This window comes from Sphingopyxis sp. NFH-91 (assembly GCF_021401285.1).
GTDB lineage: Bacteria > Pseudomonadota > Alphaproteobacteria > Sphingomonadales > Sphingomonadaceae > Sphingopyxis > Sphingopyxis terrae_A.
In genome coordinates, this window is sequence record NZ_JACBGA010000006.1 from 226,253 (window position 1) to 242,971 (window position 16,719).

The following is a 16,719-nucleotide window of genomic DNA, read 5'->3' on the forward strand; positions in this document are numbered from 1 at the left end:
TCGTCAGAAGCGGAGTTTTTTGATCCCGAGCGCATGCATCGCGAGCTTTTCGTAAAAGGGCTCGCTCTCGCCCTTGCGGACCTTGCGCAGGAAATATTTTTCGAAGCCGATCTTCGCGAGATGGACCCATTTGCCCGACGCCGACCAGTTGACGTTGCGCGGCGGGATCTGCGGCTGCGCGACGAAGGCGACGCCGCCGTCGCCGAAGTCGGCCAGGCAGACGGCGTTCCACGTCGCCTCATGCTTCGGCGGCTGACCGGCGAGTTCGAGTTTCAGATTCTGCGCGATCGCGGTGACCATCGATTCGATCATGAAGCCCGTCTTGGGCACGCCCACCGGGACCGGGGTCGGGCCGACCGGCGGGATCGCGACGCAGACGCCGAGCGAATAGATGTTGGCGAAGGTCGGATTGCGCTGATGCTTGTCGGCGATGATGAAGCCGCGCGGATTGGTCAGTCCTTCGATGCCGAAGACGGCATCGACGCCGCGAAAGGCGGGCAGCAGCATCGAATAGCCGAAGGGCAGGTCGTGCTTGGCCTTGACGCTGCCGTCCTCGGCGACTTCCTCGACATGCGCCATGCCGGCCTCGAAGCTGGTGACGCGCGCATTGGTGATCCATTTGATGTGACGGTTGCGCAGCTCGCTTTCGAGCAGGCTCTTGGTATCGCCGACGCCATCGAGGCCGAGATGGCCGATATAGGGTTCGGCGGTGACGAAGGTCATCGGCACCCGGTCGCGCAGCTTGCGGCGCTTGAGTTCGGTGTCGAGGATCAGCGCGAATTCATAGGCCGGCCCATAACAGGAGGCGCCCTGTGCGGCGCCGACGACGATCGGCCCCGGATTTTCGCAGAAGCGGTCGAAGGCATCGGCCGCGGCGGCGGCATGATCGGTGGCGCATACCGATACGGTGTTCGCCTCCGGCCCGAAGCCCTCGATCTCGTCGAAGGCGAGTTTCGGCCCGGTTGCGATGACCAGATAATCATAATCGATGAAGGCGCCGTCGTTCAGTTCGACCCGATTTTCCTTGGGGTGGACGCGCTTCGCGCCGACCGCGGTGAAATCGATGCCCTTGCGCTTCATGACGGGGGGCAGGTGAACGCAGATCGCTTCGGGTTCGCGCCAGCGGACCGCGACCCAGGGGTTGGAGGGGACGAACCAGTAATTTTCCTGGTCGGAAATCACCATCACCTCGGCCTTGCCCTTGGAAGCCTCCCGTATTTCGTAAGCGGCAATGGTGCCCCCGAGTCCGGCGCCCAGAACGACGATCCGCGGTAACGACATGCTTTCTCTCCTTGTTCCGGCGCTGGCTGGCTCCGGCTTTTTCAAATGGTTCGGTGTGCGGCCAGTTCGGTGAGTCGGACCCGATTGCTGTCGTCATAATATTAGATATTGCGAATATTACAACTAAGTAATATTATCAGTGTCGAAATCTGGCCGCGCCGGTTAGCGTGCCGGTCAACCGAGGAGTTTCGTCATGCTGAGCCTATTCCGCAAACCGCGCCATAAGGAGATTCCCGCACAGCAGCTTGCGGCTTTGCTTGACCAAAAGCGTGCGATTCTGGTCGATGTCCGCGAATCGGACGAATTCGCGAGCGGCCATGTCGCAGGCGCGCTGTCGATGCCGCTGTCGCGCTTTCAGGCAAGCGCGCTTCCGGCGGGCGACAAGCCGGTCATCCTGACCTGCGCCGCGGGTCGCCGTTCGGCGATGGCGCTCGACAAGGCGGCGGCGGGGCGGCCCGACATCGACACCCATCTTGCGGGCGGCATGGGCGCCTGGCGCGCGGCCGGACTGCCGGTCGTGACGGGGAGTTGACGATGCGCCCATCATCCCTGCTCACCTCTGCGCTGCTCAGCGCCGCCCTGTTTGCGGCATCGCTGTCGCTCGCCGGCTGTGGCGGCGAGACGACTGCGCCCGCCGAAAAGAGCGCGGCCGTGACGGGCGAAAGGCTGGCGTTGCAGCCGGTGACGATCACCGACTGGAAGGATGTTGGCGCGCTGGTAACGAGCGTCGACATGGCCGACGCCCGCGCGCGCATTCCCGGCATCCTCGACAGCCTGAGTGTTCGCGAAGGCGACATGGTGCGCAAGGGACAGGTGATCGGCCGCGTCGTCGACAGCCGCCTCGGCTATGAAGGCGCGGCCTATGGCGCGCAGGCGGCGGCGGCACAGGCGCAGGCTGCACAGGCCGATGCCGAGTTGGAGCGCGTGCGCTACCTCCATGCCAATGGCGTCTATGCGCAGGCGCGGCTCGATCAGGCCGAGGCGCAGGCGCGTGCGGCGCGGGCACAGGTTTCGGCGGCGCGGGCGCAGCAATCGGCGGTCGGTGCGGTCGCCGGGCAGGGCGCGGTGGTCGCCCCCTCGGCAGGGCGCGTGCTGATCGCGCAGGTTCCGGCGGGTTCGGCGGTCGCGCCCGGCACGTCGATCGCGACGATCACCTCGGGACCGATGGTCCTGCGCCTCGAACTGCCCGAAACCTTGGCCGACAAGGTTCATGTCGGAAGCGCGGTGCTGGCGACGGGGCTTTCGGACGACAAGGGCGCGGCGCCGCCGCGCGCCAGCGTCGGCCGCGTCTATCCCGCGGTCAGCGGCGGGCAGATGTCGGCCGACGTTCCGATCCCCGGACTTGCCAGCACGATGGTCGGTCGCCGCGTCACGGCGCGCGTTGCGGTCGGCGAGCGGCAGGCGCTCGTCGTTCCGCGCCGCTTCGTCGAAACCAGCTATGGCATCGACTATGTGACGATCATCGTCGGCAAGGATGCGACGTCGCGGTTGCCGGTCCAGATCGCGCCGACCGACGATCCGGCGCGGGTCGAGATATTGTCGGGCGCGGGAAAGGGCGACACGCTGATCGCGGTGGCGCGCGGGGCGGCAGGCAAATGAGCCTGGGCCTGTCGGGGCGGCTGACGCGCGCGACGATCCGCAGTCCGCTGACGCCGCTGATGCTGCTCGCCGCCATAATGGTCGGGCTGCTCGCGATCATGACGATCCCGCGCGAGGAGGAGCCACAGATCAGCGTGCCGATGGTCGACCTGATGGTCGCCGCGCCCGGCCTGTCCGCGAGCGATGCCGTGGAACTGATCGGCAAGCCGCTGGAGACGATCGTCAAGAGCGTCGACGGCGTCGAACATGTCTATACCCAGGCCGAAGACGACGGGGTGATGGTCACCGCGCGCTTTCTGGTCGGGTCCGATCCCGACGACGCCGCCATCCGCATCAACGAGCGGCTGTCGGCGAATATGGACAAGCTGCCGCAGGGCATCCTGCCGCCGCAGGTGACGGTGCGCGGGATCAGCGACGTGCCGATCGTGGTGCTGACGCTGTCGCCGAAGGCCGGCGCGCGCGGCGACTGGAACGAGCAGGCGCTGCGGTCGCTCGCCGCCCGGTTGCGGACCGAGGTTGCGAAGGTCGACAATGTCGGCCTGACCTTCATCACCGGCGGGCAGGAGGAACAACTTCGCGTCGTTCCCGATCCGGCGAGACTCGCCGCGCATGGCGTCTCGCTCGGCGCGCTGATGGACGCGGTGGGACAGGCAAACCGCAGCTTCCCGCTCGGAACGGTCCGCGAAGGCGGCGCGGCGACCGCCGTCGTTGCCGGACAGACGGTCCGCAGCGCCGAGCAATTGGCGACGATCACGGTGCGCGCCGCCAACGGCAATCCCGTCTATCTGCGCGATGTCGCGACGGTCACGCAGGGGCCGGGTGAGGATCAGGCGCGCGCATGGCGCTGGGCCAGGGGCGCGGGCGATCGCTGGTCGATGGCGCCCGCGGTCAGCCTAGCGATCGCGAAGCGTTCGGGCGCCAATGCCGTCAATGTTTCGGACGCTGTGGTCGCGCGGGTCGAGGCGCTGCGCGGCAGCCTGATTCCGCCGGGCGTCGAGGTCGCGGTGACGCGCAATTATGGCGAAAGCGCCAATGAAAAGGCGAACGAGCTGATCTTCCACCTCGGACTCGCGACGGTGTCGATCGTCATTCTGATCGGCTTCGCGATCGGCTGGCGCGAGGCGGGGGTGACGGCGGTGGTCATCCCGACCACGATCCTGCTCACCATGTTCGCATCGAACATCATGGGCTTCACGATCAACCGCGTCAGCCTGTTCGCGCTGATCTTTTCGATCGGCATCCTGGTGGATGACGCGATCGTGATGATCGAGAATATCGCGCGCCACTGGGCGATGGCCGACGGGCGCAGCCGGATCGACGCGACGGTCGATGCGGTCGCCGAGGTCGGCAATCCGACGATCATCGCGACGCTGACCGTCGTCGCGGCGCTGCTTCCCATGCTGTTCGTATCGGGACTGATGGGCCCCTATATGGCGCCGATCCCGATCAACGCTTCGGCGGCGATGCTCTTCTCCTTCTTCGTCGCGGTGATCATCGCGCCGTGGCTGATGGTGCGCTTTGCGCGCGATACGCTCGCGCAGGGCGCGCACGACCATGCGGGCGGGGGCAAGCTCGGCGCGCTCTATGGCCGCGTCGCTATCCGCGTGATCCGCGATCGCAAGAGCGCGCGCAATTTCCTGATTGCCGTCGGCGCCGCGACGCTCGTCGCCTGCTCGATGTTCTATTTCAAGGCGGTGACGGTGAAGCTGCTGCCCTTCGACAACAAGTCGGAGGTGCAGCTTGTCCTCGACATGCCCGAGGGCACGTCGCTCGAGACGACGGGGCGCACCCTCGATGCCGCCGCGGCGGTGGTGCGGCAGATTCCCGAGGCGCGATCGATGGAGGCCTATGCCGGCACCTCGGCGCCGTTCAATTTCAACGGCCTCGTGCGGCACTATTTCCTGCGCAATCGGCCCGAGATGGGCGATTTGATGGTGACGCTGGCGCCCAAGGGCGAGCGCGACCGGTCGAGCCACGCCATTGCGCTCGATCTGCGCCAGCGGCTGAAGAAAGCGCTGCCGCTGCCCGCCGGTGGGTCGATCAAGGTCGTCGAAACCCCGCCGGGACCGCCGGTGCTCGCGACGCTGCTCGCCGAAATATATGGTCCCGACGAAGCGACGCGGCGCAAGACCGCCGCGCAGGTCGAGGCGCTGTTCCGCACCGTCCCCTATGTCGTGGATGTCGACAACAGCTTCGGCGTCCCGCGCCCGCGGCTGCGGCTGATACCCGATCGGGCGCGGATGGACGCCTATGGCATTTCGGAGCGCCAGCTTTTCGACAGTATCGGCGCGCTGCTGGGCGGGCAGACCGTCGGCTATGCGCCGCGCGGCGACGGGCGCGATCCACTGCCGATCCGCATCGCGCTCGATCAGTCGCAGCGCAGCTGGAGCGCCGACCTTGCCGCGACGCCGGTTGCGACGATGGGACCGGGCGGGCGGCTCGTCCAGCTCGGCGAGATCGTCGATGCGCGCGAGGAGGCGGGATCACCCGCGCTGTTCCGCCGTAACGGCCGCGCCGCCGATATGGTCACCGCCGAACTGGCGGGGGAATATGAAGCGCCCATCTATGGCATCTTCGCGGTCGACGATGCGATCGAGGCGTTCGACTGGAAGGCGCACGGGATGGAAAAGCCGGTGGTCCGCTTCAACGGGCAGCCCGACGATGAACAGGTGCCGACCCTGTTGTGGGACGGCGAGTGGGAGATCACCTGGGTGACCTTCCGCGACATGGGCGCGGCCTTCATGGTTGCGCTGCTGGGCATCTATGTCCTGGTCGTCGGGCAGTTCCGCAATTTCAAGATTCCGCTCGTGATCCTGACGCCGATCCCGCTGACGCTCGTCGGTATCGTGCTGGGGCATATGCTGTTCGGCGCGCCCTTTACTGCGACGTCGATGATCGGCTTCATCGCGCTGGCCGGGATTATCGTGCGCAATTCGATCCTGCTGGTCGACTTCATCAACCATGCGAAGGGCGAGGACAAACCGCTGCGCGATACGCTGCTCGAAGCGGGGATGATCCGCTTCAAGCCGATCGTGCTGACGGCGGCGGCGGCGATGATCGGGGCGGCGACGATCCTGACCGACCCTATCTTTCAGGGACTTGCGATTTCGCTGCTCTTCGGACTCGCCTCCTCGACACTGCTCACCGTGCTCGTTATTCCCGCGATTTACATCGTCCTGCGCGACGATGGCCGTGAAGGAACCCTCTCCCCATGACCAAGCCGACCGACCTTTCGATCCTGAAACGCGATGCGCGCGAGATGGCCGACTATTTGAAGCTGCTCGCGCATCCCGAGCGGCTGCTGATGCTGTGCCAGATGGACGAGCGCGAAGTGTCGGTCGGCGAACTCACCGAACTCAGCGGGCTGTCGCAATCGGCGGTGTCGCAGCATCTGGCGCGCTTTCGTGACCAGGGCATCGTGTCGGCGCGCGGCGAGGCACAGACGCGCTATTACAGCCTGTCCGACGCCAAGATGCAGCGCATCATCGCGGCGCTGTGCGAGGCATGTCACGGGCACGAAGCGGCTTAACACTTGACCCGGAGCCGCCGCCGCGCTTGGAGCGCCGACGTGTTCCGGATACGCAAAACCCGTCTGCTGATCGCCGCCGCGCGGCAACGCCGGCGGCTGCGCGAGAGCGAAGCCGCGTTCATCCTGCTCGCCGCGCTGGCGGGGCTGGCGGCGGGGGTGCTGACCAACATCCAGCAATTTCTGGCGCATGGCATCCAGCAGCTTCTTTACGGCGTCACGATCAACCGGCTGAGCGCGCTCGGCGAGATCCATCATCCATGGAAGCTGGTCGCGCTGCCCATCGGCGGCCTTCTGCTCGTCCTGCTCGCGCGCGGCCTGCGCAACCGCAAGCGCATGCCCGTCGACGTGGTCGAGGCGAACGCACTGCACGGCGGACGCATTCCCTTTGCCGACAATCTGGTGATCGCGTCGCAGACGATTATCTCGAACGGCGCGGGCGCGTCGGTGGGGCTTGAGGCCGCCTATGCGCAGATGGGCGGCGGCTTCGCCTCGCAGCTCGGCCAGTGGTTCGCACTGCGCCGCAACGATCTGCGCACGCTGGTCGGCGCCGGGGCGGGCGGGGCGATCGGCGCGGCCTTCGGCGCCCCGCTGACCGGCGCCTTCTATGCGTTCGAGATCGTCATCGGCAACTATACCCCCGCCGCGATCGCCCCGGTGATGGTCGCGGCGCTGTCGGCCGTGTTCGTCAGCCGCGCGCTCGGCGTCGATCCCTATCTGATCGCGACGACCGTCGACCGCGCTTTTTCGACCGCCGACTATCTTGCCTATGCGTTGCTCGGGCTGGTTGCCGCGCTGTTCGGCATCCTCATCATGCGGCTCGTCACCTTCGCCGAAATTCGCGTTCAGGGATGGCAACGGATCGCAGGCTGGCGGCCACTCATCGGCGGCTTACTGCTGATCCCCTTGGCGCTGGTGTCGCCGCAGACGCTGTCGGCGGGGCATGGCGCGCTGCACCTCGATCTGGTGTTGCGCCCGGCGCTGTCCTTCCTCGCCATCGTGCTGCTGCTCAAGATCGCGGCGTCGGTCGTGTCGCTCAGCTTCGGTTTTCGCGGCGGACTGTTCTTTGCCTCGCTGTTCCTGGGGTCGCTGATCGGACAGATCTTCGCGGGGCTCGTCAACATGAGCCCGCTCGGCATCGCACTCGATCCCAACGACGCGGCGCTGGTCGGCATGGCGGCGCTCAGCGTCTCGGTCGTCGGCGGGCCGATGACGCTCGCGGTGCTGATGCTCGAGACGACGCATGATTTCGCGCTGATGGGCGTGGTGCTGACCGCGACGCTGGTGTCGAGCGCGCTGACGCGCGAATGGTTCGGCTACAGCTTCTCGACCTGGCGCCTGCATTTGCGCGGCTCGAAGATCCGCAGTCCGCGCGACATCGGCCGGTTGCTGACGCTCACCGCCGGACGGATCATGCGCACCGACTGGACCGCCGTCCCCGCCGCCATGACCGTCGCCGATTTCCGCCTGCGCGTGCCGCTCGGTTCGACGGCCAAGGCGGTGCTGACCGATGGCGAGGGCCGCTATGGCGGGATCGTCGTCACAGCGGCGGCCTATCATCCCGACATTGCGGGCGATGCACCGATCGCCAGCCTTGCGACGCTCACCGACGACACGCTGCACCCCGCAATCGGGGTCGAGGCGATGATCGCAGCCTTCGATGCCGCCTCGGCCGATGAACTGGCGGTGGTCGACGATGGCGGAAAGGTGATCGGCGTCGTTACCGAAAAACATGCACGGCGCCGCTATTTCGAAGCGCTCGAAGAGGCGCAGCGCGATCTGTTCGGCGAAAGCTGAAAAATTTGCGCCGGCGGATGGGGCCGCCGGCGCACCTCCCTAAGGGGGGAGGGAGAGGATAACGGAGTATCGTGCTTCGCCTTGCCGCTGTGGGCGTAATTGGCCGGCGGCGCGCCTGCGCTGCGCCGAAACGCGATTATCGCGCGACAAAGGTTGCGGGAGATAGCGCGGCAGGCCGGGGCGCCGCGCCTGTGTTAGCGGGTGGCGCTCGCCGCCATCACCTGCCGCCCGTCGCTCGCGAAGGCACCAAGAACGATATCGTCGCCGTCGCCGCGCAGCGCCAGATGCAAACCCTCGCCGCAGATCGCCGGGGACGTGCCGCGGAAATCGAAGCGGGTGAGGGCGTTGTCGCCAAAGTGCCGCGCCGCGAGGTCGAGGAGCAGCGTTGCGGTGAGCGGGCCGTGGACGACGAGGCCGCGATAGCCCTCTTCTTCGGTCGCATAAGGTAGGTCGTAGTGGATGCGGTGGCTGTTGAAGGTCAGCGCCGAGTAGCGGAACAGCAGCGCCTCCGACGGAACGAGCACGCGGTTTGCGTCCCAGCCCGTCGGATCGAAGCGGCCCTCGCCCGGCGGCGGCGGGGCTGGTGGGGCGCCGGCGGGCGCGGGTTCGCGGAAAACGATGGTCTGCGTCTCGCGCATCGCGAGTTCGCCGTCGCCATGCGTTTCGTGCGCGACTTGGGCAAAGACGAGCGCGCCGCTGCCGCCCTGCTTTTCGGTGATCGCGGCGACGCGCGAGCTGCGCATTACCGTCTGGCCGGGGCGCAGGGGATTGAGGAATTCGATCTTGCTTGAGGCCCACATGCGGCGCGGGAGGGGGATGGGGGGCAGGAAGCTGTCGTCGCTATCCTCGCGCACGGGGTGGCCGTCGGCGCCGAGGATCGCGGTCGGTGCATCGGGGAGGCAGAGGCACCAGTGATAGGCTTGCGGGACGCTATCGTCGGCGGGCGCGGAGCGGTCGAGCGTCGCGAGCCAGCGCTTCACCGCGCCGGCATCGACATGATCGTGGCGGATATCCTCGCGGCCGATCCAGGCGCTCCAATCCTTCATCAATTGCGTCCTCCGGTCAGCCCGCGCGCGATCACCTGGGCCTGTATTTCCGCCGCGCCCTCGAAGATGTTGAGGATGCGGGCATCGCAGAGCACCCGGCTGATCTCATATTCGAGGGCATAGCCGTTGCCGCCGTGGATTTGCAGCGCGGCGTCGGCGTTCGCCCAGGCGGCGCGCGCGCCGAGCAGCTTTGCCATACCGGCTTCGATGTCACAGCGTTTGCCGCTATCCTTCGCGCGCGCAGCGGCGTAGCTGAGTTCGCGCGCCATGACGAAATCGACGAGGCTCATTGCGAGCTTGTCCGACACGCGCGGGAAATGGAGGATCGCCTTGCCGAACTGCTTGCGGGTGCGCGCATAGTCGAGCCCGAGTTCGAGCGCGCGGCGCGCGACGCCGACCGCGCGCGCGGCGGTCTGGATGCGCGCGCCTTCGAAGGTGCGCATGAGCTGCTTGAAGCCTTGTCCCTCCTCGCCGCCGAGCAGCGCATCGGCGGGCGCGGTCATGGCGTCGAATTGCAGCGCATATTCGCGCATCCCGCGATAGCCGAGCACTTCGATCTCGCTGCCGGTCATGCCGGGGGCGGGGAAGGGATCGGCCTCGGTCCCGCGCGGCTTGGGGACGAGCAGCATCGACAGGCCGGCATAGCCCTTTGCGTCGGGCAGGGTGCGCGCGAGCAGCGTCATCAGGTCCGATCGCGCGGCGTGGGTGATCCAGTTCTTGGCGCCGTCGATGACCCAATGGTCGCCCTCGCGCCGCGCCCTGGTCTGCAACGAGCCGAGGTCCGAGCCGACGTCGGGTTCGGTGAACACCGCGGTGGGCAGGATTTCGCCGCTGGCGATCCGCGGCAGCCATTCGGCCTTCTGCGCATCGGTGCCGCCATGAACGATCAACTCGCCCGCGATCTCGGACCGGGTGCCGAGCGAACCGGTACCGATCCAGCCGCGCGATAGTTCCTCGGTAACGATGCACATGACGAGCTTGCCGAGGCCGAGGCCGCCAAATTCCTCGGGAATACAGACGCCAAAGGTGCCTAGCTCAGCCATCGCCTGAACCGTCGCATCGGGGATCAGCTCATTGGCGAGGTGCCAACCATGCGCGTGCGGGATGATCGCGGTGTCGGTGAAGCGGCGATACTGGTCGCGGATCGCGTCGAGGTCGGCGTCGTGGAGCGTCTCGCTTGGCCATTGATTTTCGGCTAGCGCGGCGGCGACCTCGGCGCGGGTGGCGGCATGGTCAGCGTCGAGCAGGTTCGCGCAGGCGTCGGCGAGTGCGCGCGCCGCAGCGCCGAGGCCGAGATCGGCGGGGCGGAAAATCTCGTTCTGGCCCATCGGCAGGCCGCCGGTGAGCTGGCCGATGCTTTCGGCGAAGGCGAGGGTAGCGATCTGCGCGTCGAGCGGGTTCGCGTCATTGCCCGCGCCAAGCCAATCGAGCGTCGCTTCGAGCGCTGCGACCGTGGTCGCGACCCATGCGAAGCCGTGCGCCGCGCGCTGCTCGCTGTCGATGGGGTTGGCGGCCAGCCGATCTGCGAGCGCGGCTTGCGCCGCACCGCGATACGCCTGCGCGGCAATCAGCGCGGCGTTCAGATTGGCAAGCATCACCAAAAATCCGTTCGCCCTGAGCCTGTCGAAGGGTTGTTCTTCTCTTCAACGCGGCGATGGAAGGACGGTGCTTCGACAAGCTCAGCACGAACGGCTTTTTGCGGAGAGGCCGCTCCAAAGTTCATTGGTCGGATATCCTTCAAGCCGCGCGCTCGAAGATCGCGGCGATACCTTGGCCGCCGCCGATGCACATGGTTTCAAGGCCGTAGCGGCCATTCCTGCGAACGAGTTCGCGCGTCAGATTGGCGAGGATGCGGCCGCCGGTCGCGCCGATCGGATGGCCGAGCGAGATGCCCGAGCCGTTGACGTTGAGGATTTCGTTCCGGCTGTCGTCGTCGGACCAGCCCCAGCCCTTGAGCACCGCGAGCACCTGCGGCGCGAAGGCTTCGTTGAGTTCGACAAGGTCGATGTCGCCCCAGCCAAGGCCATTGCGCGCGAAGAGGCGTTCGACCGCGGGGACGGGGCCGATGCCCATGCGGCTGGGGTCGCAGCCCGCCGCAGCCGAGCTGTGATACCAGGCGATGGGGGTCAGCCCGAGTTCGTCGAGCTTGTCCTCGGCGACCACGAGGCACGCGGCGGCGGCGTCATTCTGTTGGCTCGCATTGCCCGCGGTGACGACGCCGCCTTCGAGTGCGCGCAATTTGCCCAATGTTTCCATCGTCGCGTCGGCGCGGTACCCTTCGTCGTGCGCGAAGACGACCGGGTCGCCCTTTTTCTGCGGGACCGAGACGGGGACGAGTTCGTCATCGAACAGACTGTTCGCCCAGGCGGCGGCGGCGCGCTGGTGGCTGCGCACGGCATAGGCGTCGCAGGCCTCGCGGCTGATGTCATAATCCTTGGCGAGATTTTCGGCGGTTTCGATCATCCCGGTGATGACGCCGAAGCGTTCGACGGGCTGCGACATCAGCCGCCCGCGCGTCAGCCGGTCGTGGAGCGTGAGGTTCCCCGCGCGCACGCCCTTGCGGATATCGGTCGAATAATGCTCGACGTTCGACATCGATTCGACGCCGCCCGCGACGACGACGTCGGACATGCCGGTCTGGACCATCATTGCGGCGTTGACGACCGCCTGCAGTCCCGAGCCGCAGCGGCGGTCGAGCTGGTAGCCCGGCACGTCGAGCGGCAGCCCTGCTGCGAGCCACGACCAGTGGCCGATCGCCGGCGCTTCGCCATTGCCATAGCCCTGCGAAAAGACGACGTCATCGACCCGCGCGGGGTCGATCCCGGTGCGCTCCATGAGCGCCTTCAGGATGACCGCGCCGAGGGCGCCGGCGGTCATGGAGGAGAGCGATCCGCCGAACTTGCCGACAGCGGTGCGGATCGGGGCGACGATGGCGGCGCGGCGAAGGGTCATTTTCTAATCTCCAAACATAAATTGCGTGTGCCCCCGCGAAGGCGGGGGTCCATCACCTGCCCTCTCAGCCCTCAGCAACCGCTGGCCGGCATCGCAAGGATCGGATGATGGGCCCCCGCCTTCGCGGGGGCACAGGAAGGGGAAGTGGGGCAATTCAGCCGACACCGACAATCCCCGTATCGATCAGGCGGGCGATTTCGCCCGAGGATAGGGACAAGCAGGCGGCGAGCACTTCCTCGCTATGTTGGCCGTTGAGCGGCGCAGGGCGCGGGGGTTCGCGCTCCGCCTGCGGTATGGTGGCGAAGGCGCCGGCGGCGGGGTAGGCGAAGCCGCTGGGGTTCTGCGCCGCGCCAAAGATCGGGTTGTTCGCGACGAGCGCCGGGTCCTGAACCGCGTCGAGCATCGTGCGATAGGGCGAATGGACGATCCCGCCCGCGTCAAAGGCGACGGCGAGATCGGCATGGTCGCGGCTCGCGATCGCCTGTTCGAACAGCGGGTAGAGCGCATCGCGGTGGTCGAAGCGGAGGCCATCGTCCTTGGCGAAGGACACGCCGCGCGATGCTTCGATGCTCGCGATGGCGTCGCCGAGATTGAGCGCCGCAATCAGGTTCGCCCATTGGCGCGGGGTGACGACGACGATCATCGTCCGCTGGCCGTCGCGCGTCACGAAGTCGCGTCCGAAGAGGCCGTAGACCGCGTTGCCGAGCCGCGGGCGGTTCTCGCCCGAATAGAGGACTTCGGCGACACCGCCGAGGTTAGCGACGGTGCCGATCGCGACGTCCGACAGGGGGATGCGGACCTCGCCGCCTTCGCCGCTGACGCTGCGCCGCTGGATCGCGGCGAGCAGCGCGAAGGCAGCATAGGCACCGGTGAGCAGGTCCCAGGCGGGCAGCACATGGTTGACCGGCTCGGGGCCCGCGCCGGTCAGCATCGGATAGCCGACGCTGTTGTTTACCGTATAATCGAGCGCGGGCGAGCCGTCGGCCCAGCCCATCACGCGCACGGTGATGAGGTCCGGGCGGCCTTCGGCGAGCGTGTCGTGCGACAGGAAGCCGCCCGCCGGAAAGTTGGTGATGAACTGGCCGGTCGCGCGGACCAGTTGCTGCAGCAACTCGCGCCCCTCTGGCCGGGACAGATCGAGCGCCACCGACTTTTTCGCCCGGTTGAGGTTTTCCCAATAGAGCGAATTATTCTCTGCGGTCACCGGCCAGCGGCGGAAATCGGGGCCGCCACCGATCTGGTCGACACGGATCACCTCGGCGCCGAACTGCGCGCAATAAAGCCCGGCAGTGGGCGAGGCGACGAAGGAGGAGGCTTCGATCACCGAGAGGCCGGAGAGGAGGTTATACATGGCCAACCCCGTTGCCGTGCCCCTGCGAAGGCAGGGGCCCATCATCTGTCCTCGCGATGTTCAACGACCGGTGGCGAGAGCGCGAACGCATCGGTGATGGGCCCCTGCCTTCGCAGGGGCACGGTGCAGGATAGGGGACGCGGCGCTCCACCCTCAATTCGCCGCCGCAAACTCGCGCAGCATATGCTTGGCGATCTGGAGCTGCAGGATCTGCGTCGTGCCTTCGTAGATGCGATAGATGCGCGCATCGCGGAAGAAACGCTCGGCGTCATATTCGGCGAGATAGCCGGCGCCGCCATAGACCTGGACGCAGGCGTCGACGACGCGGCCGCACATTTCGGAGGCGAAGACCTTGAATGCCGCCGCCTTGCGCAGGACATTCTCGCCCGCGTCGGCGCGGCGGTTGACATCCTCCATCATGCATTCGGCGGCATAGATATCGATCTCGCTCTGCGCGAGCATCTGCTGGATCAGCTGGAAATTGGCGATCGGTTCGCCGAACGCCTTGCGTTCGGTCGCATAGCGTACCGCGCTGTCGAGCGCGCGGCGGGCATAGGCGGTCGCCGCGGCGCCGACCGACATGCGGCCGTTGTCGAGGCTCATCATCGCATAGGCAAAGCCTTTGCCGAGCTCGCCGCCGAGCAGCGCTTCGCCCCCGACGCGGACATCGTCCATCACGATATCGGCGATGTGGCTGCCCGCCTGGCCCATCTTCTTGTCCGACTTGCCGATCGATACACCGGGGGCGTCCATCGGCACGACGAAGGCCGAGACATGGGCATTCTTCGGCAGATTTTCCTTGCTCGTCCGCGCCATGATCAGGCCGACCTTGGCGAAGGGCGAGTTGGTGATGTAGCGTTTGGTGCCGTTCAAGACCCAGCCATTGTCGGTCTGCGTCGCGGTGGTCTGGAGCCCCGCCGAGTCCGAGCCCGATCCGGGTTCGGTGAGGCCGAAGCAGGCGATCTCGCCCGATGCGACGCGCGGCAGCCATTCGGCCTTCTGCGCCTCGGTCCCGCCATTCTTCAGCGCCGAGGCGAACATGCCGATGTTGATCGAGATGATCGATCGGAAGGCCGGCATCGCATAGCTGATCGTGTGGATCGTGCGGATATACTGGCTGACGTTCATCCCCGCGCCGCCAAATTCCTCCGGGATCGTCAGTCCGAAGAGGCCCATGTCGCGCATCTCGGACAGGATATCGTCGGGGATCGCGTCGCTCTCGATGATCTCCTTCTCGGCGGGGAGAAGGCGATCGCGGACATAGCGTTCTAGCTGTTCGATGAACTGTTCGAAGACGTCCGCGTCCATGCCGGGGTTGCTCATCTTGAAGTCCTCAGATCGGGTCGTAAGGGAAAACATGCGCCGACACCTCGTCGGCGCGCGCGAAGGCGGGGCGGAAGGCGGGGATCAGCTCGTCGGCGATTGCCTCGGCGGTCCAGCCTTCGAGCTTGGCCATCGAGCGCACGGGGCGCGGCTTCGAGAAGAGCAATATCTCGTTCTTGCGCACGCTGAAGATCTGGTTCGTCACATCCTTCGACAGGTCGGAGGCGAGATAGGCGACGAGCGGTGCGATCTTGTCGGGCGACATTTCCTGCAACCGCTTGACGCGCTCTTGCTCCGCCGGGGTCGTCGCCGGGATCGAACTGGTCATGCGGCTCCACGCGAAGGGCGCGATGCAGTTCGAGCGCACCCCGACGCGCGCCATGTCGAGCGCGATCGACTGCGACAGCGCGACGACGCCGAGCTTGGCGGCGGAATAATTGGCTTGGCCGATGTTACCGATCAGCCCGCTGGTCGAGGTGAAGTGGATGAAGCTGCCCGACTGCTGCTCGCGAAACCAGGGCGTCGCGGCTTTCGAGACGTTGAAGACGCCGGTCAGATTGACCTCGATGACGCTCTTCCAATCCTCGTAGCTCATCTTGTGCCAGATGGTATCGCGCAGGATGCCGGCGTTGTTCACGACGGCATCGATGCGGCCGAACTTTGCGACCGCATCCTCGATGATGCCGGCGGCTTCCTTGGGATCGGCGACATTGCCGAAATTGGCGGCAGCCTTGCCGCCCGCGGCGACAATGTCGTTCGCGGTGGTCTCCGCCGGGGCAGCGTCGCCGCCATCGCCCGCCTGCGCGACGCCGGGGTCGTTGACGATCACCGCTGCGCCTTGCGCGGCGCAGTGGAGCGCCAGTTCGCGCCCGATGCCGCGTCCCGCGCCGGTAATCGCGACCACTTTGCCGTCCAGACAACCGCTCATGCCACTCTCCCGTCGAATCAATCGATAGCGCGATAGAGCGGGCAATGCATTATTTCAACATTGGGAATTGTTCTTTCATATATATGAAAATATAGAAGAGCCATGACCGGCCCCGTGCGTTCCGTTTCTCTGGCTTTCGCGATTCTGCGCCTGCTCGCCGACGCGGGACCGCTGACGCTGTCGGACATCGGCCGTAGCCTCGGCCTCAGTCCGTCGAGCTGCCTCAACCTTCTCAAGACGCTGGCGGGTGAAGGCGCTATCGAGCGCGCCGAGCCGGGCAAGCGGTACCGGCTGACGGCGGCCTGGCAGGCGGCTGCGCTGCTGCGCGAGAATGGCGGCGCCGCTGCGCTTGCCGAACGCGCCCGCCCGCTGATGCTTCGCTTTGCGCAGCGCAGCGAGGCGGCGGTCGGCCTGTGGGCGGCGGTGTCGCGCGACCGGATGCAATTGCTCGCGCATGCCGAAAGCGATGCCGGAATGCGGCTGCGCCTTGCCGACGAACAGCGCCAGCCGCTCGGCGGGGGCGCGGCCGGCCGAGCGCTCGCGGCGGCGCAGGGCGTCGATGCCCGTGAACTTGCGCGTCGTTTTGCGCCGGTGCGCTGGCAGGCGGCGCTCGATTTCGAGACCTATGCCGCGCAGGTGCGTGAGGCGGCGGCGAAGGGCTTTGCGGTCGACGAGGGCTTCGCGCATCGCGGCGTCGTGACCGTCGCGGCGGGGCTGGCCGAGCCACGCCCCGGCTTTTGCCTGTCGGCGTCGATCGTCGCGGGATCGCGCAGCGCGGCAGAGATCGAAGCGCTTGGGGATGCGCTGCGGCAATTGCGCGATGCGCTCGGCGCGGGCGGGGTCGCCGACGCAGGGCGATAAGCTCTGGAATTCATGCAATGGCGGGACCATAGTGCGCGTCCAATCGCTCGGGATA

The 16,719-nt window shown here is 66.8% G+C and carries 13 protein-coding genes; 6 read left to right on the plus strand and 7 right to left on the minus strand.

Translation table 11 applies throughout. The features are described from left to right. Window positions 1-3: 3 nt before the first annotated feature. Complete coding sequence (locus L0963_RS14540) at window positions 4-1,281, minus strand: NAD(P)/FAD-dependent oxidoreductase (protein ID WP_234180241.1); 1,278 nt, start codon at window positions 1,279-1,281, stop codon at window positions 4-6. A 193-nt stretch (window positions 1,282-1,474) separates the two neighbouring features. On the opposite strand from L0963_RS14540, the gene L0963_RS14545 reads away from it, so the two are divergent. The 5 genes from L0963_RS14545 to L0963_RS14565 are packed head-to-tail and all read left to right on the plus strand — an operon-like array spanning window position 1,475 to window position 8,203. Beyond that, the gene (locus L0963_RS14545; protein ID WP_234180242.1) at window positions 1,475-1,813 is read left to right on the plus strand and encodes a rhodanese-like domain-containing protein; all 339 of its coding nucleotides are present in this window, start codon (window positions 1,475-1,477) and stop codon (window positions 1,811-1,813) included. A gap of 2 nt (window positions 1,814-1,815) precedes the next feature. After that, window positions 1,816-2,880, plus strand: coding sequence for an efflux RND transporter periplasmic adaptor subunit (locus L0963_RS14550; RefSeq protein ID WP_234180243.1), 1,065 nt, complete (start codon window positions 1,816-1,818; stop codon window positions 2,878-2,880). Then, window positions 2,877-6,095 (plus strand): efflux RND transporter permease subunit, encoded by a 3,219-nt coding sequence (locus L0963_RS14555; protein WP_234180244.1) that lies wholly within the window; start codon window positions 2,877-2,879, stop codon window positions 6,093-6,095. Before L0963_RS14550 ends, L0963_RS14555 begins: the two co-directional genes overlap by 4 nt. After that, the gene (locus tag L0963_RS14560) at window positions 6,092-6,409 is read left to right on the plus strand and encodes an ArsR/SmtB family transcription factor (RefSeq protein ID WP_062766819.1); all 318 of its coding nucleotides are present in this window, start codon (window positions 6,092-6,094) and stop codon (window positions 6,407-6,409) included. Before L0963_RS14555 ends, L0963_RS14560 begins: the two co-directional genes overlap by 4 nt. A gap of 39 nt (window positions 6,410-6,448) precedes the next feature. After that, window positions 6,449-8,203, plus strand: coding sequence for a chloride channel protein (locus tag L0963_RS14565; protein WP_234180245.1), 1,755 nt, complete (start codon window positions 6,449-6,451; stop codon window positions 8,201-8,203). Between the two features lie 194 nt (window positions 8,204-8,397). Here the strand turns inward: L0963_RS14565 and L0963_RS14570 are convergent, their stop codons facing one another. From L0963_RS14570 to L0963_RS14595, 6 genes are all read right to left on the minus strand, one after another. Further along, a complete protein-coding gene (locus tag L0963_RS14570) occupies window positions 8,398-9,249 on the minus strand; it encodes an FAS1-like dehydratase domain-containing protein (RefSeq protein WP_234180246.1) in 852 nt (283 codons plus the stop codon). Then, window positions 9,249-10,844 (minus strand): acyl-CoA dehydrogenase family protein, encoded by a 1,596-nt coding sequence (locus L0963_RS14575; RefSeq protein WP_234180247.1) that lies wholly within the window; start codon window positions 10,842-10,844, stop codon window positions 9,249-9,251. Before L0963_RS14575 ends, L0963_RS14570 begins: the two co-directional genes overlap by 1 nt. Window positions 10,845-10,986: 142 nt before the next feature. Beyond that, on the minus strand, window positions 10,987-12,201 hold the full coding sequence (locus L0963_RS14580; RefSeq protein ID WP_234180249.1) for an acetyl-CoA C-acetyltransferase: 1,215 nt from the start codon (window positions 12,199-12,201) through the stop codon (window positions 10,987-10,989). Window positions 12,202-12,355: 154 nt separating this feature from the next. After that, window positions 12,356-13,552, minus strand: a complete 1,197-nt coding sequence (locus L0963_RS14585; protein WP_234180251.1) for a CoA transferase — start codon at window positions 13,550-13,552, stop codon at window positions 12,356-12,358. A 153-nt stretch (window positions 13,553-13,705) separates the two neighbouring features. Further along, the gene (locus L0963_RS14590; protein ID WP_234180253.1) at window positions 13,706-14,875 is read right to left on the minus strand and encodes an acyl-CoA dehydrogenase family protein; all 1,170 of its coding nucleotides are present in this window, start codon (window positions 14,873-14,875) and stop codon (window positions 13,706-13,708) included. A 10-nt stretch (window positions 14,876-14,885) separates the two neighbouring features. Then, on the minus strand, window positions 14,886-15,803 hold the full coding sequence (locus tag L0963_RS14595; RefSeq protein ID WP_186403014.1) for an SDR family NAD(P)-dependent oxidoreductase: 918 nt from the start codon (window positions 15,801-15,803) through the stop codon (window positions 14,886-14,888). Window positions 15,804-15,905: 102 nt separating this feature from the next. Here L0963_RS14595 and L0963_RS14600 point away from each other — a divergent pair, with 102 nt between their 5' ends. Beyond that, entirely contained in the window at window positions 15,906-16,664 is a 759-nt protein-coding gene (locus L0963_RS14600) for a helix-turn-helix domain-containing protein (RefSeq protein ID WP_234180255.1), read from the plus strand. Window positions 16,665-16,719: the final 55 nt, after the last annotated feature.